This window comes from Enterobacter sp. 118C5, from assembly GCF_034107645.1.
In the GTDB taxonomy this organism is placed as follows: Bacteria; Pseudomonadota; Gammaproteobacteria; order Enterobacterales; family Enterobacteriaceae; genus Enterobacter; species Enterobacter nematophilus.
Window position 1 is genome coordinate 1 of the sequence record NZ_JAWNEU010000010.1, and the last position, 21723, is coordinate 21723.

A 21723-nucleotide genomic window follows, 5' to 3' on the forward strand; every position below is an offset into this window, starting at 1 on the left:
TTAGCGCGGTGGTCCCACCTGACCCCATGCCGAACTCAGAAGTGAAACGCCGTAGCGCCGATGGTAGTGTGGGGTCTCCCCATGTGAGAGTAGGGAACTGCCAGGCATCAATTAAGAAGAACCCCGTACCGTAAGGTGCGGGGTTTTTTGCTTTTGTTTTTCCATTCCGCGAGGAGCCGCAGGCCCGGTAAACACAGCGCCATCCGATAATACAGACCGCACGATCCCACGGCAAAGAGAAGCAAGAATATAAAGAAGGGATTTAGAAACGCAGAAAAGCAAAAACCCAGCCATAGGCTGGGTTCTTTAAATAGTGGTGCCCGGACTCGGAATCGAACCAAGGACACGGGGATTTTCAATCCCCTGCTCTACCGACTGAGCTATCCGGGCAACGGAGCGCATTAAACCGCAATCGCGCCTTATCGTCAACATTATTTCAGGAAAAGCTGTTCAACTGCTTAAGTTTGCGGCAATCTGTTCGTTTTCGCCGTGAAAATGCACAAATCTTCCAGACAATACCGGGCCGTGCGGCAATGCTGATAACAACAGGAGGGCAGTATGGCAAACGACTGGCTTGAGCTCCGTCAGCATGCGGATACCGGCATTGAAACGATCAAAGCGCACTTCGAAGGCCATGCCTTCGATCCCCACTGGCACGATAGCTATCTGGTCGGCATTACCCTTTCAGGCACCCAGCAGTTCCACTGTCGTCGCGAACGACACCACAGCCGTCCGGGTGATGCGTTCTTACTGGAGCCGGGTGAAATTCATGACGGCGACGCGCCTGTGGAAGGGGGCTTTACCTATCTCACCTTCTATCTTGACGAGCAGTGGCTGACGCGCACCCTCCGGGGATTATATGAAGCCACGCCGGATCGCTACTCGCTTCACTTTGCTCAAACGCTAACGCGAGAACCTCAGCTGGTCCGTTCTATCGGCGAGACGTTTAACGCGCTGCATAGCGATGAGATGAAAATTGTTCAGCAGAGCACAATGGATAAGCTGCTCTCTCAGATCACCTCCCATTGCCACTGGCGTAAGAAACACCCGTCGCAGCTACAAAGCGCTGCCGTGGCGCACCGCGCACGCGACTATCTTTATGCGCATATCGGCGAGAACGTGGGGTTGTCTGACCTTGCGCGCGAGACGGGCACGGATCGTTTTACGCTGACGCGCTGTTTTAAGCGCGAGTTCAACATGGCGCCGCACGCCTGGCTTATTCAGCTGCGTCTGGCAAAGGCGCGACAGCTGCTGGCGCACGGCGAGCAGCCTGTTAACGTGGCTACAGCGCTCGGCTTTGCCGACCAAAGCCATCTGGGACGCTGGTTCCAGCGTGCATACCGCATTTCCCCTGCCCACTACCGCCGGTTATGCACAAACCTTCCAGACGTTTCCAGAAAATAGCGGCACAGTGATGGCTCTAAGAAAAAAGGAGCCCTCTGTGAGTCTGATGCCTTATCTGCTGTTTGCCTTTGTCGCGTCGATAACGCCCGGCCCGACGAATATCCTCGTTCTCACTAACAGCCAGCACTTTGGTGTAAAAAATACCGTCCCCGCCATTTTGGGGGGATGTATTACGGCGAGTCTGATTGTGCTGATATCGGGCGCAGGCGCCGGAGAGGTGCTGCGTCAGTTTCCTCTGATACGCCAGGCAATGAGCTGGGCGGGCGTAGTGTGGCTCACCTGGATGAGCTGGCAACTGTATTGCGCGCCTGCGGCGAATCTTTCTGAGAAGGCGCCTCATCGCTTCACCGCGCAAGCCGCAGCGCTCCTGCAGGTGGTGAATCCGAAAACGTGGATGATGGCGCTGGCGGTAGTGAGTCTTTTTGCCCCCGCGAGCATTCATCCGTTAAGAGATATTGCGCTGATGGCGCTATGGTTCTTAGTGATTTCTGTGATGTGCCTGATGTGCTGGGCGTGGCTGGGGAAGGCGGTAAACCGGGTGTTTCGCACCACCGTGGCGATGGTGCGGTTTCAGCGCATGATGGCGCTATGTCTGCTCGTCTCCGCCTGGGCAGGCATGCTGGTTTAGGTCAGCGCCCCGCCCATACGACACCGGGCAAAGCGCAGAATGTCTTCCGCCAGGCGGTGCGCCGTATCCACATCGGCCTGGCTACGGTTCACCAGCATGCGGCTCAGGCAACCTTCCAGTACGAGCTCCATCTGCTTAGCGACCATTGCCGGGTCATCCACTTCAAGCGTTGTCAGCAGTTCGTGGGTGAAGTCATGCGCCGCACGTTTTTGCTGATCCGCCAGCTGGTGTATTGGATGGCCAGGATCGGGGTAAAACGTACAGGCAGCAATAAACAGGCAGCCTGGATAACGATTGTTGCTGACGCATTCTGTCAGGGCGGTGTAGCGCGCCAACAGCTTTTGCTCAGCCGTCAGCTCTTCATTCAACATTAGCTGCCTGCGCCAGATATCCACCTGCTGGCTAAGATAGCGTAGGGCATCATAAAGCAGCGCCTCTTTATCCGGCCAGAAGCGCTTTAGCTCATCCAGAGGGTAATCGATACGGTCGGCTACCATCTCAAGCGTGGTGCTGGCGATCCCTTGAATCTCAAGTAGTTGCAGGGCTTGTCCCAGTACGTCTTCGCGTTGCACGGTTATCTCCTCCGCTATTCCCAACGGTATGTCCCGTCTAAAGTGTTGTTTACGGTTGGCGATTGCGCAAATGCGCGCTGAATGCCGTTGCATCCATAAACCCGGTTACACGCTGTTCTGGCTGCTCTTCCCCCTGCTCATTGAAGAACAGAATAGTCGGCAGCCCGAGTACGGTAAGGTGTTTAAGCAGGGCCTTATCCTGCGCATTGTTGGCTGTGACGTTTGCCTGAAGGAGTACCGTCTCCTTCAGGGCATTTTGCACCTTTGGATCGCTAAAGGTGTATTTTTCAAACTCTTTGCAGGCGACACACCAGTCGGCATAGAGATCGAGCATCACCGGTTTGCCTTTTGCCTGCGCCAGCGCGCTGTTGAGCTCATCGACGTTCTTAACGTGTATAAAGTTTAAATGTGCCTGCGTCTGGCCCACAGGCGAGCCGAACGCCCAATCCTGAAGCGGGCGCACGCTCACCAGCGCGGCGGCGAGCAGGAGAATTTGCACCAGACGCATCCACGCTTTTTTTGCCCCCAGACTAACGATAAACGCCCAGGAGAAGAACGCCACGCCGAGCATGGCCCACAGGCGCAGACCCCACGCGTCACCAATAATGCGTTCCAGCAGGAACACCGGAAGCGCCAGGATGACAAAGCCAAACGCGGTTTTCACCGTCTCCATCCACGGGCCGCTCTTCGGCAGCAGGCGGTTGCCAAACACCGTCACCAGAATCAGCGGCAGGCCCATCCCCAGCGCGTAAAGATACAGCGTACCCCCGCCGAGCCACATGTTGCCGCTCTGGGCGATGTACAGCAGGATAGCGCTGAGCGGTGCGGTGGTGCAGGGGGAGCAGATCAGCCCGGCGATGGCACCCATTGCGAACACGCCGCCCGCAGAGCCGCCCTGCTGGCGATTGCTCATCAGCGTTAAGCGGGTTTGCAGCGAAGACGGCAGCTGCAGCGTGAACAGGCCAAACATCGACAGCGCCAGCAGGATAAATACGACGGACAGGCCGATAAGCACGTAAGGGTGCTGAAGCGCCGCCTGGAACTGCAGCCCAGCCGCGGCGACCACGAGGCCGAGCGCGGTATAGGTGAGCGCCATACCCTGCACGTAGATAAACGCCAGGAGCAGCGCGCGGGCGGTAGAAAGACGCTGTTTGCCGCCCAGGACAATCCCGGAGATAAGCGGGTACATCGGCAGGACACACGGGGTAAAGGCAATGCCGATACCAATCAGTAAGGCCCAAAGCGCTGAGAAAGGCAGCTCAGAAGCAGCTTCGCCTTCACCCCTCACCTTTGCCCTCTCCCCTGAGGGAAGAGGGGAGGCAGCCGCTTTAACTTCACTAAGCGGAACGACCTTCGTTTCAGGGGGGTAGCAGAAGCCAGCGTCGGCACAGCCCTGATACGTCACCGTCAGCGTGGCATCTTTATCCGCCTGATTCACCGTGACGGGCACGCTCAGGCGCTGGCGATAGATTTCACTTTTACCGTAGAACTCGTCCTCGTGCCACTCGCCTGCGGGCATCTGCAGCGCGCCGACGCTAGCCTTTGCAGGCGTGATGCTGACCTGCTTGCGGTAGAGGTAGTAGCCCTCTTTCACCTGCCAGGTCAGATTGAGATCGTGCTGGTTTTGCTGAAAGTCGAAAATGAATGCCTGATCGGCAGGAATAAAGTTTGAACGGCCGGGTGCGTCAAACAACCCGGCAAATACTGACGTGCTGCACAGCAGCAGGATCAGCGTAAAGAAGCGTTGAGCCATGAGAGATAGTCGTTATCGCCGTGGACCACTGGCAGCACCAGCAGCTCCGGGGTTTGGTAAGGATGATGAGACTTGAGGCAGTCAAGGAGCGCCTGCTGATTCGCCAGATTGGTTTTAAGTAACATCTGGACTTCATACTCCTGCTCCAGCTTGCCTTCCCAGTAATAGAGGGAGGTCGCGCCGGGGAGCAGCGTTACGCAGGCTGCCAGTTTTTCGGCCAGCACCTTGGCGGCGAGATCCTGGGCAGAGGCTTCATCAGGGGCGGTACACAGTACGACGACAGCATCAGGCGTGTTCACAAGTCGACCTCCTCATCACGAAAGTCTTCACTATATCACGCAAGACGATTGGTCATTAATGAAACGGGCCGCAGAGCGGCCCGATTTTAACTATTTTTACAACGGCTAACGGTTTACAGCACAATGCCGCCGATGATAAAGCCGAGGACGACGCAAAGCGTAATCGCCACCACGCCCGGGATCAGGAACGCGTGGTTAAACACGTACTTACCGATGCGGGTTGAGCCGGTATCGTCCATCTCAACCGCCGCCAGCAGGGTTGGGTAGGTTGGCAGAACGAACAGCGCAGAAACCGCCGCGAAAGAGGCAATCGCCGTCAGCGGCGTCACGCCCAGCATCAGTGCCGCAGGCATCAGCGCTTTGGTGGTGGCAGCCTGGGAGTAAAGCAGCGTCGCGGCAAAGAACAGTACTACCGCCAGCAGCCACGGGTAGTTGTGCAGCAGGTCGCCGGCAACGGTCTGGATGTCGCTGATGTGCGCTTTCACAAAGGTGTCACCGAGCCACGCCACGCCCAGTACGCACACGCAGGCGCTCATACCGGATTTGAAGGTGCTGGCGTTCAGCACTTCGCTGGTGTCGATTTTACAGGTGATGCTAATCAGCGTCGCGATGGTCAGCATGAACACCACAATCGCTTCGTTACGCGGCAGCACCGGGTTCTGAATCAGCCCCACGGTGTCGCTGATGGCGGTCGCGTAGAACATCACGGCGACGATACCGATCAGGAACAGCAGCACGGAGCGCTTCGCGTGCGGCTTCAGTTCGAAGACCTGGCTACCGCGCAGGCTCACTTCACCTTTTGCCAGACGCTCCTGGTAAACCGGGTCGTCTTTCAGTTCGGCGCCGAGGAAGTTACACAGCACGGCGGTAATCATCACCGCAATCAGCGTAACTGGAATACAGATCGCCAGCAGCGTCAGGTAGCTCACGCCCATTGGCTCAAGGATACCCGCGAAAAAGACCACGGCGGCTGAGATTGGCGACGCGGTGATCGCAATCTGCGATGCCACCACGGCAATAGAAAGCGGACGAGACGGGCGAATACCCTGTTCTTTTGCCACTTCAGTGATCACCGGCAGCGTGGAGAACGCCGTGTGGCCGGTTCCCGCGAGAATGGTCATAAACCAGGTTACCAGCGGGGCAAGGAAGGTTATATATTTCGGATGGCGGCGCAGCATGCGCTCCGCCAGGCTCACCAGGTAGTCCATACCGCCTGCCACCTGCATGGCCGCAATAGCGGCAATAACCGCCATGATGATTTCGATAACGTCAAAAGGAATTGCGCCGGGTTTAATCTGAAAGATAAGGGTAAGTACGAGCACCCCGAGACCACCGGCAAAACCAATGCCGATACCCCCGAGCCGCGCGCCCAAATAAATCGCCAACAGGACGATGACGAGTTCTGCTCCAAACATAAAGACCTGCCTTGCTTATTAACAAGTTGATATTGAATTGTTGTATTTAGGTAACGCCTAAAAAGAAAAAAGGCACGTCACAAGTGACGTGCCTTTCGGAAGCCTAGCCTGAACTGTTACTGTTCGCTTTCATCAGTATATCGTTTCGCTTTATATGCCGGGTGCATCAGGTTCTGGGCCGAGAAGATATCGTCCAGCTCAGCTTCGGTCAACAGTCCACGCTCCAGCACCACTTCACGCACGCTCTTACCGGTTTCGGCACAAATCTTACCAACGATGTCACCGTTGTGGTGGCCGATGAACGGGTTGAGGTAAGTAACGATCCCGATGGAGTTATAAACATAGCCTTCACAGACTTCTTTATTCGCGGTGATGCCGTTAATGCATTTTTCCAGCAGGTTGTAGCAGGCGTTTGTCAGGATGTGAATGGATTCAAACATCGCCTGGCCAATCACCGGCTCCATCACGTTCAGCTGCAGCTGACCCGCTTCGGAGGCCATCGTCACGGTGGTGTCGTTACCGATGACTTTGAAGCACACCTGGTTCACCACTTCCGGCACAACCGGGTTTACCTTGGCTGGCATGATGGACGAACCGGCCTGCAGTTCTGGCAGGTTGATTTCGTTCAGGCCAGCGCGCGGGCCGGAGGAGAGCAGGCGCAGGTCATTACAGATTTTGGACAGTTTCACCGCCAGACGTTTCAGGGCGCTGTGTACCATCACGTACGCGCCGCAGTCGGAGGTGGCTTCAATCAGGTCTTCCGCAGGTACCACCGGCAGGTTAGACACTTCCGCCAGCTTCTGAACCGCCAGCTGCTGATAGCCATCCGGGGTGTTCAGACGCGTACCGATGGCGGTTGCGCCCAGGTTCACTTCCAGCAGCAGCTCGGAAGTGCGCAGCAGGTTTTTGGTCTCTTCGTTCAGCAGCACGTTAAACGCGTGGAATTCCTGACCCAGCGTCATTGGCACCGCGTCCTGCAGCTGGGTACGACCCATTTTCAGAATGTCCTGGAACTCAACCGCTTTACGCTGGAAGCCATCGCCCAGCTGGTTGATCGCGTCCACCAGTTTGACCACGGAGGCATACACCGCGATGCGGAAGCCGGTTGGGTAGGCGTCGTTGGTGGACTGGCATTTGTTAACGTGGTCGTTCGGGTTCAGGTACTGGTACTCACCTTTCTGGTGCCCCATCAGTTCCAGGCCAATGTTTGCCAGTACTTCGTTGGTATTCATGTTGACGGAGGTACCCGCGCCGCCCTGATAGACGTCAACCGGGAACTGGTCCATACATTTGCCGTTGTTCAGCACTTCATCGCAGGCAGCGATAATCGCATTTGCCGCGCTTTTAGGAATGGTTTGCAGCTCTTTGTTCGCCAGCGCTGCGGCTTTCTTCACCATCACCATGCCACGGACAAACTCAGGGATGTCGCTGATTTTGCTGTTGCTGATGTAGAAGTTTTCAATCGCTCTCAGAGTGTGAACACCATAGTAGGCATCCGCTGGAACTTCCCTGGTACCCAACAAGTCTTCTTCGATACGAATGTTGTTTAACATGTGAACCTTCTTTTCAAGCTGCCGATGGATTGTACTAAACACACAGTATTTATGTGGTTTTGAATATTTTCTGACCGACGATTATTCCCTCAATCAGCCAGATGTTCGAGATCATATGCTGATGATAGCGAATTGCCGTAAGCTGGATCACTTATTATCGAGCCGATTCCATGATAATTATTAATCTGTGAAATGGGTCACCGCTTTAATATTTCCAAAAAAAATATCCGTGCAAACCGATTGAATTTTCGCTAACCGTCACCATCTCATACAAACGCGCGTCGCGAACACATTCAGACAGGGGCCCGACGGCACCTGCCCTACAGGAGATGCCAGTGCGCTGGATACCGTTTATTGCTTTCTTTCTCTATGTTTACATTGAGATTTCCATTTTTATCCAGGTTGCCCACGTGCTGGGCGTCCTGCTGACGCTGATTCTGGTGATCTTCACCTCCGTCATCGGTATGTCACTGGTGCGTAATCAGGGTTTCAAAAATTTCCTGATAATGCAGCAGAAGATGGCCGCAGGCGAAAGCCCGGCAGAAGAGATGATCAAAAGCGTGTCGCTGATTATTGCGGGCCTGCTGCTGATTCTGCCGGGGTTCTTCACCGACTTCCTCGGCCTGCTGTTGCTGCTGCCGCCGGTACAGAAGCACCTGACCATGAAGCTGCTGCCGCATCTGCGCTTTAGCCGCATGCCGGGCGGCGGGTTCAGCACAGGGCCAGGCGATACCTTCGAAGGGGAGTATCAGCGCAAGGATGAACAGCGCGACCGTTTAGACCATAAAGACGATCGGTAATTTTTTTGCCCGGTAGCTTCGCTTACCGGGCCTGCGGATTTTTCCGCTTCGGTAAAAACGCCCACAGTCCCGCCAGCATGACGATGGCGTACACACTCTTCCATCCCACCATCGCCAGCAGCAACAGGCAAAGCACGCCCCCTACGACCGCCAGTGCTTTATAGCGACCTTTCAGCAGACGACAACCCGCCAGCATGCACAGCAGGTAGATCATGATGAAAATGCCGTTGGCGTAGATAATTAGCGCATCAAGGTTGATGTCGAGAATATAAATGCCCAGCGAGCTCAGGACGCAGCAGCCCAGCACGGCATTCAGCGCATTCATCGGAAGTTGACGTTTAGACAACCGCGCGAGGCGGCTCTCGGGTTTGTCGCGCGCCTGTGACCACACCAGACGGGCGAAGCTCTGGATATAAATGTTGAGGCTGGCAAAGCAGGCGAGATAGCCAATCACGCAGGCCACCCATAGCGCCTTCACGCCGAACAGTTCAACCACGATACCCGGTAGCGATGCGGCGGCGGCTTTATCTTCGCCAAACGCGTTGAAGTGCAGCACCAGCACGGTACAGGCCCAATATACGGTGCCCGCCAGCAGCAGACCAATCATCAGCGCGCGGGGAAAATCACGCTCGGGCTGTTTAAACTCGGATGCCAGGTGAGCGAACGCTTCAAGACCAACGAAACACCAGAACATGACGGATAACGCAGCGAAAAGCTGTGAATGGTCAATATCGTTTATCGCAGGGAAGGGGATATCCGCCACGGTAATGTTACCCGCAAACCAGATGGCGACGATCAGCACGACGATCAACGCTGCAACCAGCGTTTGCAGATTCGCGCTTGAGCTGGCCCCGCGCGAGCCCACCCACCAGACAATTGCCAAAGTACCCAGTTCAGCCAGCAGCAGTTGCTCGTCGTGCCAGCCAAACAACGCCTGTCCAAAGCCGGTGGCGATATGCAGGGCTGCCGGAAGGCCAACGGGTATTACCGACAAAAACAGCCAGCCGGTCACGCGCTCCATGCGCGGACCAAACGCCATGCCGACAAAATGCGCCACGCCGCCCGCGCTGGGGAAATGTCGTCCGAGGATGGCAAACACAATCGCCACCGGGAACACCAGCAGGATCAGCACCGGCCATGCCCAAAGACTGTTATTTCCGGCGACCAGCGCCGCCAGTGCCGGTACGGCAAACACGCCCGTACCTAGCAAGGAGGTTGAAAGCAGGCCAACGCCCTGCGCCAGCCCCAGCTCCTGCCTGAGTCCACTCATTTACCTGTCCCGCCACCATCAAAAGAGAGTGGATGGTAACACTTTCGCAAATTTTTTTTCGATTCCCCCTTGAAGGGGTAAAAAGCTATCCCCATCTCTCAGGGCACTAGTCGGAAAACCGCATGCGGGCCGGCGTCATCCATAACTGATAATGACTTTCTCAAAGGAGAGCTATCAATGAGTATTCGTCCGTTACATGATCGTGTGATCGTCAAACGTAAAGAAGTTGAAACCAAGTCTGCTGGCGGCATCGTTCTGACCGGTTCTGCAGCAGCCAAATCAACGCGTGGCGAAATCATCGCTGTCGGTAAGGGCCGCATCCTGGAAAACGGAACTGTGCAGCCGCTGGACGTTAAAGTTGGTGACATCGTAATTTTCAACGATGGCTACGGCGTGAAATCCGAGAAGATCGACAATGAAGAAGTGTTGATCATGTCCGAGAGCGACATTCTGGCAATTGTTGAAGCGTAATTTACGCACGAGAATTTGAGGAAATAAGAACATGGCAGCTAAAGACGTAAAATTCGGTAACGACGCTCGTGTAAAAATGCTCCGCGGCGTAAACGTACTGGCAGATGCAGTTAAAGTGACCCTGGGCCCGAAAGGCCGTAACGTAGTGCTGGATAAATCCTTCGGTGCGCCAACCATCACTAAAGATGGTGTTTCCGTTGCACGTGAAATCGAGCTGGAAGACAAGTTCGAAAACATGGGCGCGCAGATGGTGAAAGAAGTTGCCTCTAAAGCGAACGACGCTGCGGGTGACGGTACCACCACCGCGACCGTACTGGCGCAGGCAATCATCACCGAAGGTCTGAAAGCCGTTGCTGCGGGCATGAACCCAATGGATCTGAAACGTGGTATCGACAAAGCTGTCGCCTCCGCTGTTGAAGAACTGAAAGCGCTGTCCGTACCGTGCTCTGACTCTAAAGCCATTGCTCAGGTTGGTACTATCTCCGCTAACTCCGACGAAACCGTAGGTAAACTGATCGCAGAAGCGATGGATAAAGTCGGTAAAGAAGGCGTGATCACCGTTGAAGACGGGACCGGTCTGGAAGACGAACTGGACGTGGTTGAAGGTATGCAGTTCGACCGCGGTTACCTGTCCCCATACTTCATCAACAAGCCAGAAACTGGCGCTGTTGAGCTGGAAAGCCCGTTCATCCTGCTGGCTGACAAGAAAATCTCCAACATCCGCGAAATGCTGCCAGTGCTGGAAGCCGTTGCGAAAGCAGGCAAGCCGCTGGTTATCATCGCTGAAGACGTTGAAGGCGAAGCGCTGGCGACCCTGGTGGTTAACACCATGCGCGGCATCGTGAAAGTGGCTGCGGTTAAAGCACCTGGCTTCGGCGATCGCCGTAAAGCAATGCTGCAGGATATCGCTACCCTGACCGGCGGTACCGTGATCTCTGAAGAGATCGGTATGGAGCTGGAAAAAGCGACTCTGGAAGACCTGGGCCAGGCAAAACGCGTTGTGATCAACAAAGACACCACCACCATCATCGACGGTGTGGGTGAAGAAGCCGCTATTCAGGGCCGTGTTGGTCAGATCCGTAAGCAGATCGAAGAAGCCACTTCCGATTACGACCGTGAAAAACTGCAGGAGCGCGTAGCGAAACTGGCAGGCGGCGTTGCGGTAATCAAAGTTGGTGCTGCGACCGAAGTTGAAATGAAAGAGAAGAAAGCACGCGTTGACGATGCCCTGCACGCGACCCGTGCTGCGGTAGAAGAAGGCGTCGTTGCTGGTGGTGGTGTCGCGCTGGTGCGTGTAGCCGCTAAACTGGCTGGCCTGACTGCTCAGAACGAAGACCAGAACGTGGGTATCAAAGTTGCGCTGCGCGCAATGGAAGCTCCTCTGCGTCAGATCGTGTCCAACGCCGGTGAAGAGCCATCTGTCGTTGCGAACAACGTGAAAGCGGGCGAAGGTAACTACGGTTACAACGCTGCAACTGAAGAATACGGCAACATGATCGACTTCGGTATCCTGGACCCAACTAAAGTGACCCGTTCTGCTCTGCAGTACGCGGCATCTGTAGCTGGCCTGATGATCACTACCGAGTGCATGGTAACCGACCTGCCAAAAGGCGACGCGCCTGACTTAGGTGCTGCTGGTATGGGCGGCATGGGTGGAATGGGCGGCATGATGTAATCATGTTGTTCTGAACCTCTCAGAACGAACCCCGGACAGAAATGTCCGGGGTTTTTTATTGCCGCTACTCAAATGTTCCCTTCACGCATGCTACGCCTTCGCGCACCATCTGGCGGCCTTTCGCCCAGACCTCGCGGATCTTCAGGTCATCTGTCAGCACCAGGTAATCGGCATCGCATCCGGGCGCGATCCGCCCCTTATGCTCCAGCCCGAGAAACTCCGCCACGTTACGCGTAAACGGCAGAAGCGCCTCCTCCAGCGGTAGGTGATACCGGTTGACCAGCTGCTGTAGGGTTTCGGGCAGGGACTCGAAGCCCGCTACGCCAATGCCCACCAGATTACCGTTCGCATCAAAAATCGGCTGGCTGCCGTTACCGTCCGAGCTGAGCGTAAGCCGGTTAAACGGCACCTGCGCTTCACGGGCCGTCATGATGGCGGTGGCGGCATCAATGGGCTCTCGAATGCTGGTGGTAATATCGATATAACCCCCTTCGCGGGCATAGTTAAGCGCGGCGAGGAACAGCGCCTGGTCGCGGTTAACGTGGGTTGGCAGCAGCTTCATACGGGGAACGTCGGCGTTATCGAGGATGTTAAACAGCGGCTCCAGCAGCTTCGGGCTGTTGCCGAGGTGAAACACGGATATGCCCGCTTTGGCGCCCAGCAGCCCGCCGACGCGCGACTGAGCGGCCATATTCGCGAGCTGGTCATCCGTTGGTGCGGATGAGCGATGGTCGGAAATCGCGCATTTCACGCCGATGATTTTATCAATCAGCGCCACATCCTTTTCGACGCTGCCGGTAATCGTCGGAGAAGGCAGTCCGTACGCGCCTGTCAGCATCCACGCGCTGATCCCTTCATGCTCAAGCGCCCGCGTTTTTGCCAGCAGGGATTCGGGATGGCGGGTCACGCCGTCGGTACCCAGCAGGCCAACAACGGAGGTGATGCCCGCCGCCACCAGCGCGGATAACCGCACCTCCGGCGTCCGGGTGTGCGGACCGGCTTCACCGCCGCCGCCGATCAGATGCACATGCTGATCGATAAAGCCCGGGCAAACCACCGCCCCGGCGAGATCGCTTTCAGGACAGTTAAGCCGCGCTGTTGCGCGATCCGTTTTTTCAATCGCGACGATTTTTCCCCCGGCGATTAGCAGGTCGCAATACCCCCGATCCTCCGGCGCGTAAAGGTGCACATTGCGGAAAAGATGGGGGTCCAGCACTGAAAAATCCATTTTTATCTCCTCAGAAGAGTAGCTGCATTACCCACATTGAGAGCAGGGCGTTAATGACGCAGATCGTAATGATGTGCGGGTAATATTTGGGGTTAACCCCTGCGGTACCCAGGCAGCGTCCCGTGTTTTGCACAGGATTGCCCATCAGATAGATGGCGGGAAGCAGGACGGTGGCATCGTGGCCGTTGAGCGTGCCGGCAGCCACCAGGCTGGCGCAAACCCCCACGCCCCCGCCCATACTCATCACCGAGGCCAGAAGGACCGTTGCCGCCGCGCCCGGAAGCCCCCACAGCGCCATGATCGGCTCGCAAATATTGCCAACAATATCCAGCAGGCCGGTCACCTTGAGCGCCTGAATGATGACAAACGCCATAACCACGTTCGGCAGCAGGCTGGTGGTGGCGATGGTAAAGCCTCGGCGGGCGCCATCAATAAACATGTCCATGATATTTTTACGCGGCTGGGCGATCATTTTTTTCCTCCTGAATACAACGATCTTCCATGTGAGCGATCCACAGACGCAGGAAGTTCGCGCCAACAAATTTAAACACCAGTATGACGGCCAGCGGCGTAATCACCGGGACGGTGATGAAGGTAAAGAGTGCAGCGCCGGAAGAAAAATAGTTGGTAATGATGGCGCTACCGCTGGTCTGGAAGGTGGCGAAAATGGCGCGCTCGCGATCGGTAATAGCCCCTTCGTCGGTCAACTCTTTGGTCATCCCTGCTGCGGCATCGGTATTTTGCAGGTTGGCGATGAGGGCCAGAGAGCAGATGCCCGGTACGCCAAGCAGCGGGCGCAAAATGGGCGTCATCAGCTGTTGCGCGGCACGCAGCCCGCCCAGCCCCTCGGTGACGGCAATGATCCCGAGCGATAAAATGACCGAAGGCGCCAGCTCAAGGGCAAATAAGAAACCGTCTTTCGCCCCCGTGCCGCCCTCGCCGCGAAACGTTAGCGCGCCGTTCACCGAACCAAAGCTGCCGTTTAGGACGGTAAAATCCAGCACGCGCCACCATTCGGTACTTTTGGCGAAAAAGCCTGAGAAAAATACGATGGTGAGCACAAACGCCAGATAGCCCACCCATGTTACCTTTTCCTCTCCTGAGGATGATGCACTCATGAAACCCCCTGTTTTAATCGCGTACAAAAGTTGTACGTCACAACACTAAAAACGATCGGGGGCTAAAACACGATATCCCAAAGGGCATTATCAGAATTCATTTAAGATATCGGAGGAGTGACGTACGGAATCTGGCTCGCAGAAATGCGCGGGGATTTTTCTTTTAGTCATCTTTTAGGTATAAGATTTACACACGGACAATTACTGTCCAGCTTATTGAAAACGAGGAATAACATGCGCGTAAAAGTCTGTGCAGGGATCGTAGGAGCAGCGTTGCTGCTGGCGGGTTGTAGCTCCAGCAATGAACTGTCGGCAGCGGGCCAGGGCGTTCGCTTTGTGGAAGATAAGCCAGGCAGCGAATGCCAGCTGTTGGGTACAGCCACCGGTGAACAAAGCAACTGGATGTCGGGTCAGCACGGTGAAGAAGGCGGTTCTATGCGCGGCGCGGCGAATGCCCTGCGTAACCAGGCTGCTGCTATGGGTGGTAACGTGATTTACGGCGTGAGCAGCCCGACGCAGGGAATGCTCTCCAGCTTCGTGCCAACGGCCAGCCAGATGAGCGGCCAGGTCTATAAGTGCCCGAACTGAGTTAACTTGCTGATGGCGCTGCGCCCCCACCTCGTAGGGCAGGTAAGCGTAGCGCCACCTGCCTTTTAGCGCTGCCGCAGCTGCAAATCCAGCGGCGTCTTACTCGGCTCTCCGCCAATCTCGCGTGCCAGCTTCGGCACCATATAACCCGAAACCAGCGTTAACAGTTCGCGCATAATCTGTCGGGCCTCCTCATCCGTCACCATAAAGTGCGCCGCTCCCTGCACGCGATCCAGCACGTGCAGGTAATAGGGCATCACGCCTGCGTCAAACAAGGCATTGCTGAGATCGGCCAGCACGCGGGCATTATCGTTCACGCCGCGCAGCAGGACGCTTTGGTTGAGCAGCGTGACGCCCGCCTTACGCAGGCGCGCCATCGCCGCGCGAAATTCATCGTCGATTTCGTTCGCGTGGTTGATATGGTTTACCAGCAGCACCTGCAGACGGGACTGCTCCAGGCGTGCAGCCAGGCCGTCAGTGATACGTGCCGGAATGACAATCGGTAAACGGCTGTGAATGCGCAGACGCTTGATGTGCGGGATGGCTTCAAGCTGCGTCAAAAGCCAGTCCAGCTCATGATCTTTTGCCATCAGCGGGTCACCGCCGGAAAAAATAATCTCATCCAGCTCTGGATGGGCGGCGATATAGTCCAGCGCAACCTGCCAGTTACGCTTATTTCCCTGGTTTTCGGCGTACGGGAAGTGCCGACGGAAGCAATAACGACAATTTACCGCGCAGCCGCCTTTTACCAGCAGCAGGGCGCGATTGAGATATTTGTGCAGTAAACCCGGCACCACGCTGTTTTGCTCTTCCAGCGGATCGGTGCTGTAGCCCGGCGCGGTAATAAACTCATCCTGCGACGTAAGGGTTTGTTTTAATAATGGATCGTCAGGATTGCCTTTTTCCATGCGCGCAACAAACGCGCGGGGAACGCGCAGGGCGAAAAGCCGCTTTGCCTCACGGCCGGCAAGCAACTCCGGGTGCTGATCGAGGTCTAAAAGACGCAGCAATTCATCAGGACTGGTGATTACATCGGCAAGTTGCGATAACCAATCTTCTCTGGATGGGGTGTTTAGGGTTACAATATGCGCCATTTTGTGGCTTAGCTACCAGTTAACAAATTTAGAGGGCCTTATGGCAACGTACTATAGCAACGATTTTCGTGCTGGTCTTAAAATCATGATGGACGGCGAACCGTACGCGGTTGAAGCCAGCGAATTCGTTAAACCAGGTAAAGGCCAGGCATTCGCACGCGTTAAGCTGCGCCGCCTGCTGACCGGTACCCGTGTTGAGAAAACCTTCAAATCTACTGACTCCGCTGAAGGCGCTGATGTTGTCGATATGAACCTGACTTACCTGTACAACGACGGTGAGTTCTGGCACTTCATGAACAACGAAACGTTCGAGCAGCTGTCTGCTGACGCGAAAGCGATTGGCGATAACGCGAAGTGGCTGCTGGATCAGGCCGAATGCATCGTGACCCTGTGGAACGGCCAGCCTATCGCTGTTACCCCGCCAAACTTTGTTGAGCTGGAAATCGTTGAAACCGATCCAGGTCTGAAAGGTGACACCGCGGGTACTGGCGGCAAGCCAGCAACGCTCTCCACCGGCGCTGTGGTGAAAGTGCCACTGTTCGTTCAGATCGGTGAAGTGATTAAAGTGGATACTCGCTCCGGCGAATACGTATCCCGCGTGAAGTAATTTACGTCATGATTCGAGGCGCAGCGCCCGCTGCGCCTGATTTTTGCAGGCAGGGATGATGAAACGCACCGTTAAAATTCTGCTTCTGTTAGCGCTCTTCAGCGTACTGCTTTCCGGCTGTAACACCGCCCGTGGCATGGGGGAAGATATCCAGGACCTCGGTCATATCATTTCTCACGCAGCCAGCTAAGCTCGTCTAATTTTCCTAAAAATGCTTCCTTTTCCGTCAATCGGCGGGATCTTGTCTATTCTTAAGTTGCTATACACAAAACAACTTTGGCTATAAAAGGAAGATATTATGGTTAAGAAAACAATTGCAGCGATCTTTTCAGTCCTGGTACTTTCTTCAGTGTTAACGGCCTGTAATACCACGCGCGGCGTCGGTCAGGATATCTCTGAAGGTGGTAGCGCGATCTCTGGTGCGGCGACGAAAGCTCAGCAGTAATTAACAAACGGTACGGGACCGAATGGGTTTCGTACCGTCAGCTTTCTGACTCCTGCAGGGATAAAAACGGTGAAAAGCGCGTATCCATATGCAGCTTCATGCGGATATTGCGTTTATAGGTATAAACCGTTTTGCCATTGATACTCAGGTGAGCGGCAATTTTTTGATTGCTCGCGCCGTCCATCCACAACGTCAGCACTTTCTCTTCCTGTCGGGTTAGCAAGGGAGCGGCCACGGTTGGTCTGTGCGTGCTTGCGCCCGAGATTAACGCGTCATTAATAACCTCCGCGAGTTCCTCAAGAGGGGCGTTTTTCATTAACGTAGACCAGACCGGGAAGTTCTCCAGCCAGGCCGTCATGTCCCTGTCCTCTCCTGATTGCAGCATTATAAAAGGTAATTTTTCGCTGGCGTTCAGCAAGGAAGAGAATTGCTGGAAATGGTGAATATCCTGCCTGAAACCGTGCAGATCAGCGATAACCAGCGCAGGTTTCCATTGCAGAATGTGTTCTCTGGCGAGGAAAAGATTGTTCAGCCCGGTCACAACATAGTGCCCCGGGAACAAACCGGAATGATTGAGCCAGGCTTCAAACCCGGTGCGGGTGAAGTGACAACGGTCAATCAAAAGAATTTTGAACATATTTTATTCGCAGTCGGCTAGTGGTTTGGCTTCCTGCCATCAGAAAGCACATCATCATAGAGAAGTCCGATGAGGTATAAATGCCTGAACTCCGCGCCATACTGCGGCTATTTCTGGGCTTAACGCGTTCATCAAAAAATGATTGAAAAAAAATCGCACGCTAACCAAAATATGGGGTGTTATCTGCCTTGCGGGACGACTCGTAAGCGCTTCTTTCATCGGGGACGGCCCCAACTTTTTAAGTTAAGGAGCCCGAGATGTCCTGGATTATTCTTTTAATTGCTGGCCTGCTCGAAGTGGTATGGGCGATTGGCCTCAAGTACACCCACGGATTTACCCGCCTGACGCCCAGCGTCATTACCGTTACTGCGATGATCGTGAGTATTATTCTGCTCTCGTGGGCGATGCGTTCCCTGCCGGTGGGAACGGCCTATGCCGTCTGGACGGGGATCGGTGCCGTAGGCGCGGCGATTACCGGCATTCTGCTGCTGGGTGAGTCAGCGAGCCTGGCGCGCATTGCCAGCCTCGCTCTGATTGTGGCCGGTATCATTGGACTGAAGCTCAGCACCCATTAACGGGGCTGTTTTACCCAGATGAGTTTCGACACATCAAACCCCTGTCGGGTCGCGACGTCCAGCATCTGCTGTTTCATCTCTGACGAAATAGTTGGCGTGCGGGAAAGTATCCAAAGATAGTCGCGATCCGGCCCGCAGACCAGCGCGTGACGGTACTCTCTGTCGAGCGCTATCACGTTATAGCCGCCATAAAACGGGCCGAAGAAAGAGACTTTGAGCGCGGCCCGTCGCGGGTCGCCAGTGAAGTAGGCTTTCCCCACCGACTGCTGCCACATCTCCCGGTCGGGATTATAGCCCCGGTTGATCACCTGAATACCGCCATCATCCATCGGGCTGTAATGTGCCGTGACCTTCTCCAGGCCCTGCTCAAACCGATGATCGAGTCGTGCGATTTCGTACCATGTTCCGAGGAAGCGTTGTGCATCAAAAGGCGTGACGACGGTGACGCCGGGCGGTGGGGTAGGGGAACTGCAGGCAACCACTAAAAACGCGGCTGTCACCGCGGCGATAACAGGCAGAATGCGCATAGGAGTTTCCTTACTGTTTTTTTGTTAAGTGTAGATGACGGCAAGGAAAATGGGGTTTTTGTGCGCTGTGTTTCGCCGGGTAAGCGCAGCGCCACCCGGCAATGTTTTACTGCAGCGCGTCGAGGATACGGTATGCCGCCTCAACTCGCGCCGGGTTCGGATAGCTTTTATTCGCCAGCATCACAATGCCGAGCTGCTTTTCAGGAATAAAGGCCACGTAGCTGCCAAACCCGCCGGTTGAGCCCGTTTTGTGCACCCATGAGGCCTTAACCGGGGGAACGGGTGGACTCACTTCTCTTGCAGGCAACGGTGCCAGCGCCACCTTGTTATCGCTGCCTCCGACAACGGTTTTGGCATCGACCGGCCAGTTGAGCATCTCCCAGCCTAACCCCTGATACATGGCCCCCACGCGCCAGTAGCGAGACTGCGCCAGCGTAATGCCTTGCTTCAGGGGCGTATCCTGCAGCGCGTCAGGTGCCATATTGGCCATCACCCAGCTCGCCATATCCTGCACGTTGGTTTTCACGCCATACGCCTCTGCGTCCAGCATGCCCGGTGAAACATGGACCGCTTTACCGTCACGATATCCCCAGGCGTAATGCGTCTCCTCCGCTTTCGGAACGCTAATCCAGGTATGGTCCAGCCTGAGCGGCTTAAAGACCCGCGTCGTCATGGCCTGCTCATAGCTCATGCCGGAAGGTTTGACCGCCAGCGCGCCAAAAAGACCGATGCTGGAGTTGGCGTAAAGACGCGTGGTGCCCGGCTTCCACTGGGGCTGCCAGTTTTGATAGAAGCGCAGCAGGGAGGCATTATCAGTCACTTCGTCCGGCACCTGGAGAGGCAGGCCACCGGCGGTATAGGTCGCCAGATCGAGCATGCGAATTCCCTGCCACTGCTTGCCCGTCAGCTCAGGCCAATATTTGGTTACCGGATCGCCCAACGAAATTTCGCCGCGGGCAATGGCATCGCCCCCCAGCACGCCGGTGAAGGTTTTACTTATAGAGCCCAGCTCGAACAGGGTTTGCGGGGTGACGGGTTTGTTCGCCGCGATATCGGCCTTTCCGAAGGTAAAGTAGTGTGGCTGGCCCTGATAAATCACGGCCACCGCCATGCCTGGAATACCCTGCGCTTTCATCAGGGGCGTAACGTGGCGTTCTACCACGTCAGCCAGCTGTTTTTCCGACATCGGCGCGGCGAGTACAGAGCAGGATGTGCTGAGCAGCAGGGCGCAGCAAAGGAATTTTTTCATCATTAATTATCTTCCATAATAGCAGGTCAAGGGAGTGTCCGGGCCCGGCAGACCGCTGTAGTCTGTGGGATTTGACTATGGCTGACAAACGGTTAAATTTAGCATGAGCTGTTAATTTTTCTAACGGATGGAACAATGACCCGCAGCTATCTTCCGCTTAATTCGCTTCGCGCCTTCGAAGCGGCCGCCCGGCACCTCAGTTTTACGCATGCTGCGATAGAGCTGAACGTCACCCATTCTGCCATCAGCCAGCACGTTAAGGCGCTGGAGCAGCATCTGAACTGTCAGCTTTTTGTCCGCGTCTCGCGTGGCCTGATGTTGACCACGGAGGGGGAAAATCTGCTGCCGGTGCTGAATGATTCATTCGATCGCATCGCCGGAATGCTGGATCGCTTTGCCAGCCAGCGCGCTCAGGAGAAGCTAAAAATTGGCGTAGTAGGGACTTTCGCCACGGGTATCCTGTTCTCTCAGCTCGCGGACTTTCGCCGCTGTTATCCGCATATCGATCTTCACCTTTCCACCCATAACAACCGCGTCGATCCGGCGGCTGAAGGGCTTGATTATACGATCCGCTACGGCGGTGGGGCGTGGCACGGCACCGAGGCGCAGTTCCTGTGCCCCGCGCCGCTGGCGCCGCTTTGCTCGCCTGACATCGCCGCCGTGCTCCAGTCTCCGGCCGATATCCTGAAGTTTACCCTGCTACGCTCTTACCGACGCGACGAATGGTCGGCGTGGATGCAGGCAGCAGGCGAGCATCCTCCATCGCCAACGCACCGGGTGATGGTGTTTGATTCGTCTGTCACCATGCTGGAAGCCGCGCAGGCAGGTATGGGCATTGCTATTGCGCCTGTCGATATGTTTACCCATTTGCTGAACAGCGAGCGCATTGTGCAGCCGTTTACCACGCAAATTGATCTGGGCAGTTACTGGTTAACAAGGCTGCAGTCGCGGGCTGAAACGTCCGCAATGCGTGAATTTGCCCAGTGGCTGGTGGGCAAAATGCAGAAATAAAAGGCCCGCCGGATGGCGGGCCTGAAGCGTCAGATAGTGACCACGGCAATTAGCGTCACCACGGTCAGGATGGTTGCCAGCCCGTAGAACACCCATTTACCGCTCGGCACATGGATTTTCAGATCGTGCATCGCATGGTGAATGCGGTGCAGGCCGCACCACAGCGGCAGGACGATCGTCAGGAAGATGAACACGCGGCCAATAAAGCTGCTCGCAAACGCCAGCACGCGCTCGTAGCTCAGCGCATCCCCCGGATACAGCCCCAGCGGCAGCATAATGCCGACCAGCAGGATAATAACCGGGGCGATGATGGCACTCCACATGCCGCCTGCGCCAAACAGGCCCCAGAAGACCGGCTCGTCTGAACGTTTTGGATTTGGATTGATCACAGTAGTCTCCTTACCAGAACAGTGCGACAAACAGAATGACCACAGTGACCAGGATCGTCACTGCCCACAGCCCTTTAATGACTGGCTCCGGCCCCATTTTTTCGTCTTTAATGATGATGTTCGCCGCTTTTGGCGCCAGTTCAAACCAGGTTTTGGTATGAAGCAGCGCCGCCGCGATCGCGATCAGGTTCAGAACCACGATGATTGGGTTTTGCAGGAAACCGACAAAGTTCGCCCAGGTTTCCGGCCCGTGTTTAAGGGCAAAAACGCCATACATTAACTCAAGGCTGAACCATACCGCCGGTACCGCCGTGCCTTCACGCAGCATATAGAAGCGATAAAACGGCAGGTTTTTCCACCAGGTGGACGGCACTGGCCGCACGTAGGCTTTGCGTTTAGTCGTCATCATGCACTC

The 21723-nt window shown here is 55.6% G+C and carries 26 protein-coding genes, 1 tRNA gene and 1 rRNA gene; 12 read left to right on the top strand and 16 right to left on the bottom strand.

From position 1 onward, the window contains the following. A 5S ribosomal RNA gene (rrf, locus tag UTO39_RS16060) occupies positions 1-106 on the top strand; the annotation flags it as partial. Between the two features lie 208 nt (positions 107-314). On the opposite strand, the gene UTO39_RS16065 is transcribed toward rrf, so the two are convergent. Then, positions 315-390, bottom strand: a tRNA-Phe gene (locus tag UTO39_RS16065). A gap of 168 nt (positions 391-558) precedes the next feature. Between UTO39_RS16065 and UTO39_RS16070 the strand changes: the two genes are divergently transcribed. Next, positions 559-1404, top strand: a complete 846-nt coding sequence (locus tag UTO39_RS16070; RefSeq protein WP_061099506.1) for an AraC family transcriptional regulator — start codon at positions 559-561, stop codon at positions 1402-1404. Between the two features lie 37 nt (positions 1405-1441). Next, positions 1442-2032, top strand: coding sequence for a LysE family translocator (locus UTO39_RS16075; RefSeq protein WP_061099505.1), 591 nt, complete (start codon positions 1442-1444; stop codon positions 2030-2032). Here UTO39_RS16075 and UTO39_RS16080 read toward each other — a convergent pair. The 5 genes from UTO39_RS16080 to aspA form a co-directional block, all read right to left on the bottom strand. Beyond that, positions 2029-2604 (bottom strand): transcriptional regulator, encoded by a 576-nt coding sequence (locus UTO39_RS16080; RefSeq protein WP_061099504.1) that lies wholly within the window; start codon positions 2602-2604, stop codon positions 2029-2031. The two genes, UTO39_RS16075 and UTO39_RS16080, sit on opposite strands and share 4 nt — an antisense overlap. A gap of 49 nt (positions 2605-2653) precedes the next feature. Further along, positions 2654-4357, bottom strand: coding sequence for a protein-disulfide reductase DsbD (locus UTO39_RS16085; protein WP_320727564.1), 1704 nt, complete (start codon positions 4355-4357; stop codon positions 2654-2656). Next, positions 4333-4656 (bottom strand): divalent cation tolerance protein CutA, encoded by a 324-nt coding sequence (gene cutA, locus UTO39_RS16090; RefSeq protein WP_014168278.1) that lies wholly within the window; start codon positions 4654-4656, stop codon positions 4333-4335. The genes UTO39_RS16085 and cutA overlap by 25 nt, the downstream gene beginning before the upstream one ends. A gap of 113 nt (positions 4657-4769) precedes the next feature. Continuing rightward, positions 4770-6071: an anaerobic C4-dicarboxylate transporter gene (locus UTO39_RS16095; RefSeq protein ID WP_008502949.1), complete on the bottom strand. Its 1302-nt coding sequence runs from the start codon at positions 6069-6071 to the stop codon at positions 4770-4772. A 116-nt stretch (positions 6072-6187) separates the two neighbouring features. Next, entirely contained in the window at positions 6188-7624 is a 1437-nt protein-coding gene (gene aspA, locus UTO39_RS16100; protein WP_003855923.1) for an aspartate ammonia-lyase, read from the bottom strand. Positions 7625-7959: 335 nt separating this feature from the next. Here aspA and UTO39_RS16105 point away from each other — a divergent pair, with 335 nt between their 5' ends. Then, the gene (locus UTO39_RS16105) at positions 7960-8424 is read left to right on the top strand and encodes an FxsA family protein (RefSeq protein ID WP_028015228.1); all 465 of its coding nucleotides are present in this window, start codon (positions 7960-7962) and stop codon (positions 8422-8424) included. Between the two features lie 22 nt (positions 8425-8446). Here UTO39_RS16105 and yjeH read toward each other — a convergent pair whose 3' ends face one another. Next, positions 8447-9694 carry an L-methionine/branched-chain amino acid transporter gene (yjeH, locus tag UTO39_RS16110; protein WP_320727565.1) on the bottom strand — a complete coding sequence of 416 codons (1248 nt, stop codon included), beginning with the start codon at positions 9692-9694 and terminating at the stop codon, positions 8447-8449. A 177-nt stretch (positions 9695-9871) separates the two neighbouring features. On the opposite strand from yjeH, the gene UTO39_RS16115 reads away from it, so the two are divergent. Next, positions 9872-10165 (top strand): co-chaperone GroES, encoded by a 294-nt coding sequence (locus UTO39_RS16115; protein WP_003855929.1) that lies wholly within the window; start codon positions 9872-9874, stop codon positions 10163-10165. A 31-nt stretch (positions 10166-10196) separates the two neighbouring features. Further along, positions 10197-11840 (top strand): chaperonin GroEL, encoded by a 1644-nt coding sequence (gene groL / locus UTO39_RS16120; protein ID WP_023310114.1) that lies wholly within the window; start codon positions 10197-10199, stop codon positions 11838-11840. 64 nt (positions 11841-11904) lie between these two features. Here the strand turns inward: groL and iadA are convergent, their stop codons facing one another. From iadA to UTO39_RS16135, 3 genes are read right to left on the bottom strand one after another with little or no spacing between them, the layout of a single operon-like run. After that, the gene (gene iadA / locus UTO39_RS16125) at positions 11905-13068 is read right to left on the bottom strand and encodes a beta-aspartyl-peptidase (protein WP_320727566.1); all 1164 of its coding nucleotides are present in this window, start codon (positions 13066-13068) and stop codon (positions 11905-11907) included. Between the two features lie 10 nt (positions 13069-13078). Further along, positions 13079-13540 carry a YjiG family protein gene (locus tag UTO39_RS16130; protein WP_061099499.1) on the bottom strand — a complete coding sequence of 154 codons (462 nt, stop codon included), beginning with the start codon at positions 13538-13540 and terminating at the stop codon, positions 13079-13081. Continuing rightward, a complete protein-coding gene (locus UTO39_RS16135) occupies positions 13521-14186 on the bottom strand; it encodes a nucleoside recognition domain-containing protein (RefSeq protein WP_061099498.1) in 666 nt (221 codons plus the stop codon). Before UTO39_RS16135 ends, UTO39_RS16130 begins: the two co-directional genes overlap by 20 nt. A gap of 234 nt (positions 14187-14420) precedes the next feature. Between UTO39_RS16135 and UTO39_RS16140 the strand changes: the two genes are divergently transcribed. Continuing rightward, a complete protein-coding gene (locus UTO39_RS16140) occupies positions 14421-14774 on the top strand; it encodes a DUF4156 domain-containing protein (RefSeq protein WP_014882205.1) in 354 nt (117 codons plus the stop codon). A 65-nt stretch (positions 14775-14839) separates the two neighbouring features. On the opposite strand, the gene epmB is transcribed toward UTO39_RS16140, so the two are convergent. Further along, the gene (gene epmB / locus UTO39_RS16145) at positions 14840-15868 is read right to left on the bottom strand and encodes an EF-P beta-lysylation protein EpmB (RefSeq protein ID WP_320727567.1); all 1029 of its coding nucleotides are present in this window, start codon (positions 15866-15868) and stop codon (positions 14840-14842) included. A gap of 40 nt (positions 15869-15908) precedes the next feature. On the opposite strand from epmB, the gene efp reads away from it, so the two are divergent. From efp to ecnB, 3 genes are all read left to right on the top strand, one after another. Beyond that, entirely contained in the window at positions 15909-16475 is a 567-nt protein-coding gene (gene efp, locus UTO39_RS16150; RefSeq protein ID WP_003855940.1) for an elongation factor P, read from the top strand. 58 nt (positions 16476-16533) lie between these two features. Next, positions 16534-16665: an entericidin A/B family lipoprotein gene (locus tag UTO39_RS16155; protein ID WP_320727568.1), complete on the top strand. Its 132-nt coding sequence runs from the start codon at positions 16534-16536 to the stop codon at positions 16663-16665. Positions 16666-16773: 108 nt separating this feature from the next. After that, a complete protein-coding gene (ecnB, locus tag UTO39_RS16160) occupies positions 16774-16920 on the top strand; it encodes a lipoprotein toxin entericidin B (protein ID WP_003025482.1) in 147 nt (48 codons plus the stop codon). Between the two features lie 37 nt (positions 16921-16957). On the opposite strand, the gene UTO39_RS16165 is transcribed toward ecnB, so the two are convergent. Beyond that, entirely contained in the window at positions 16958-17557 is a 600-nt protein-coding gene (locus tag UTO39_RS16165) for a LuxR C-terminal-related transcriptional regulator (protein WP_151413448.1), read from the bottom strand. Positions 17558-17814: 257 nt separating this feature from the next. Between UTO39_RS16165 and sugE the strand changes: the two genes are divergently transcribed. Continuing rightward, positions 17815-18132: a quaternary ammonium compound efflux SMR transporter SugE gene (gene sugE / locus UTO39_RS16170; RefSeq protein WP_266179807.1), complete on the top strand. Its 318-nt coding sequence runs from the start codon at positions 17815-17817 to the stop codon at positions 18130-18132. Here the strand turns inward: sugE and UTO39_RS16175 are convergent. Both UTO39_RS16175 and blaACT read right to left on the bottom strand, forming a co-directional pair. Next, positions 18129-18659: a lipocalin family protein gene (locus tag UTO39_RS16175; RefSeq protein WP_119917119.1), complete on the bottom strand. Its 531-nt coding sequence runs from the start codon at positions 18657-18659 to the stop codon at positions 18129-18131. The genes sugE and UTO39_RS16175 overlap by 4 nt on opposite strands. Positions 18660-18765: 106 nt before the next feature. Further along, positions 18766-19911: an ACT family cephalosporin-hydrolyzing class C beta-lactamase gene (gene blaACT / locus UTO39_RS16180; RefSeq protein WP_320727569.1), complete on the bottom strand. Its 1146-nt coding sequence runs from the start codon at positions 19909-19911 to the stop codon at positions 18766-18768. Between the two features lie 132 nt (positions 19912-20043). Here blaACT and ampR point away from each other — a divergent pair, with 132 nt between their 5' ends. Continuing rightward, complete coding sequence (gene ampR, locus UTO39_RS16185) at positions 20044-20919, top strand: LysR family transcriptional regulator AmpR (RefSeq protein ID WP_061099491.1); 876 nt, start codon at positions 20044-20046, stop codon at positions 20917-20919. A 29-nt stretch (positions 20920-20948) separates the two neighbouring features. Here ampR and frdD read toward each other — a convergent pair whose 3' ends face one another. Both frdD and frdC read right to left on the bottom strand, forming a co-directional pair. Continuing rightward, on the bottom strand, positions 20949-21308 hold the full coding sequence (gene frdD, locus UTO39_RS16190; RefSeq protein ID WP_320727570.1) for a fumarate reductase subunit FrdD: 360 nt from the start codon (positions 21306-21308) through the stop codon (positions 20949-20951). A gap of 10 nt (positions 21309-21318) precedes the next feature. After that, positions 21319-21714, bottom strand: coding sequence for a fumarate reductase subunit FrdC (gene frdC / locus UTO39_RS16195; RefSeq protein WP_320727619.1), 396 nt, complete (start codon positions 21712-21714; stop codon positions 21319-21321). Positions 21715-21723: the final 9 nt, after the last annotated feature.

Coding starts and splice junctions, on each gene's coding strand:
- UTO39_RS16070 (WP_061099506.1), top strand. CDS start 559: ATGGCAAACGACTGGCTTGAGCTCCGTCAGCATGCGGATACCGGCATT.
- UTO39_RS16085 (WP_320727564.1), bottom strand. CDS start 4,357: ATGGCTCAACGCTTCTTTACGCTGATCCTGCTGCTGTGCAGCACGTCA.
- UTO39_RS16095 (WP_008502949.1), bottom strand. CDS start 6,071: ATGTTTGGAGCAGAACTCGTCATCGTCCTGTTGGCGATTTATTTGGGC.
- aspA (WP_003855923.1), bottom strand. CDS start 7,624: ATGTTAAACAACATTCGTATCGAAGAAGACTTGTTGGGTACCAGGGAA.
- yjeH (WP_320727565.1), bottom strand. CDS start 9,694: ATGAGTGGACTCAGGCAGGAGCTGGGGCTGGCGCAGGGCGTTGGCCTG.
- UTO39_RS16115 (WP_003855929.1), top strand. CDS start 9,872: ATGAGTATTCGTCCGTTACATGATCGTGTGATCGTCAAACGTAAAGAA.
- groL (WP_023310114.1), top strand. CDS start 10,197: ATGGCAGCTAAAGACGTAAAATTCGGTAACGACGCTCGTGTAAAAATG.
- iadA (WP_320727566.1), bottom strand. CDS start 13,068: ATGGATTTTTCAGTGCTGGACCCCCATCTTTTCCGCAATGTGCACCTT.
- UTO39_RS16130 (WP_061099499.1), bottom strand. CDS start 13,540: ATGATCGCCCAGCCGCGTAAAAATATCATGGACATGTTTATTGATGGC.
- UTO39_RS16135 (WP_061099498.1), bottom strand. CDS start 14,186: ATGAGTGCATCATCCTCAGGAGAGGAAAAGGTAACATGGGTGGGCTAT.
- UTO39_RS16140 (WP_014882205.1), top strand. CDS start 14,421: ATGCGCGTAAAAGTCTGTGCAGGGATCGTAGGAGCAGCGTTGCTGCTG.
- epmB (WP_320727567.1), bottom strand. CDS start 15,868: ATGGCGCATATTGTAACCCTAAACACCCCATCCAGAGAAGATTGGTTA.
- efp (WP_003855940.1), top strand. CDS start 15,909: ATGGCAACGTACTATAGCAACGATTTTCGTGCTGGTCTTAAAATCATG.
- UTO39_RS16155 (WP_320727568.1), top strand. CDS start 16,534: ATGAAACGCACCGTTAAAATTCTGCTTCTGTTAGCGCTCTTCAGCGTA.
- ecnB (WP_003025482.1), top strand. CDS start 16,774: ATGGTTAAGAAAACAATTGCAGCGATCTTTTCAGTCCTGGTACTTTCT.
- UTO39_RS16165 (WP_151413448.1), bottom strand. CDS start 17,557: ATGTTCAAAATTCTTTTGATTGACCGTTGTCACTTCACCCGCACCGGG.
- sugE (WP_266179807.1), top strand. CDS start 17,815: ATGTCCTGGATTATTCTTTTAATTGCTGGCCTGCTCGAAGTGGTATGG.
- UTO39_RS16175 (WP_119917119.1), bottom strand. CDS start 18,659: ATGCGCATTCTGCCTGTTATCGCCGCGGTGACAGCCGCGTTTTTAGTG.
- blaACT (WP_320727569.1), bottom strand. CDS start 19,911: ATGATGAAAAAATTCCTTTGCTGCGCCCTGCTGCTCAGCACATCCTGC.
- ampR (WP_061099491.1), top strand. CDS start 20,044: ATGACCCGCAGCTATCTTCCGCTTAATTCGCTTCGCGCCTTCGAAGCG.
- frdC (WP_320727619.1), bottom strand. CDS start 21,714: ATGACGACTAAACGCAAAGCCTACGTGCGGCCAGTGCCGTCCACCTGG.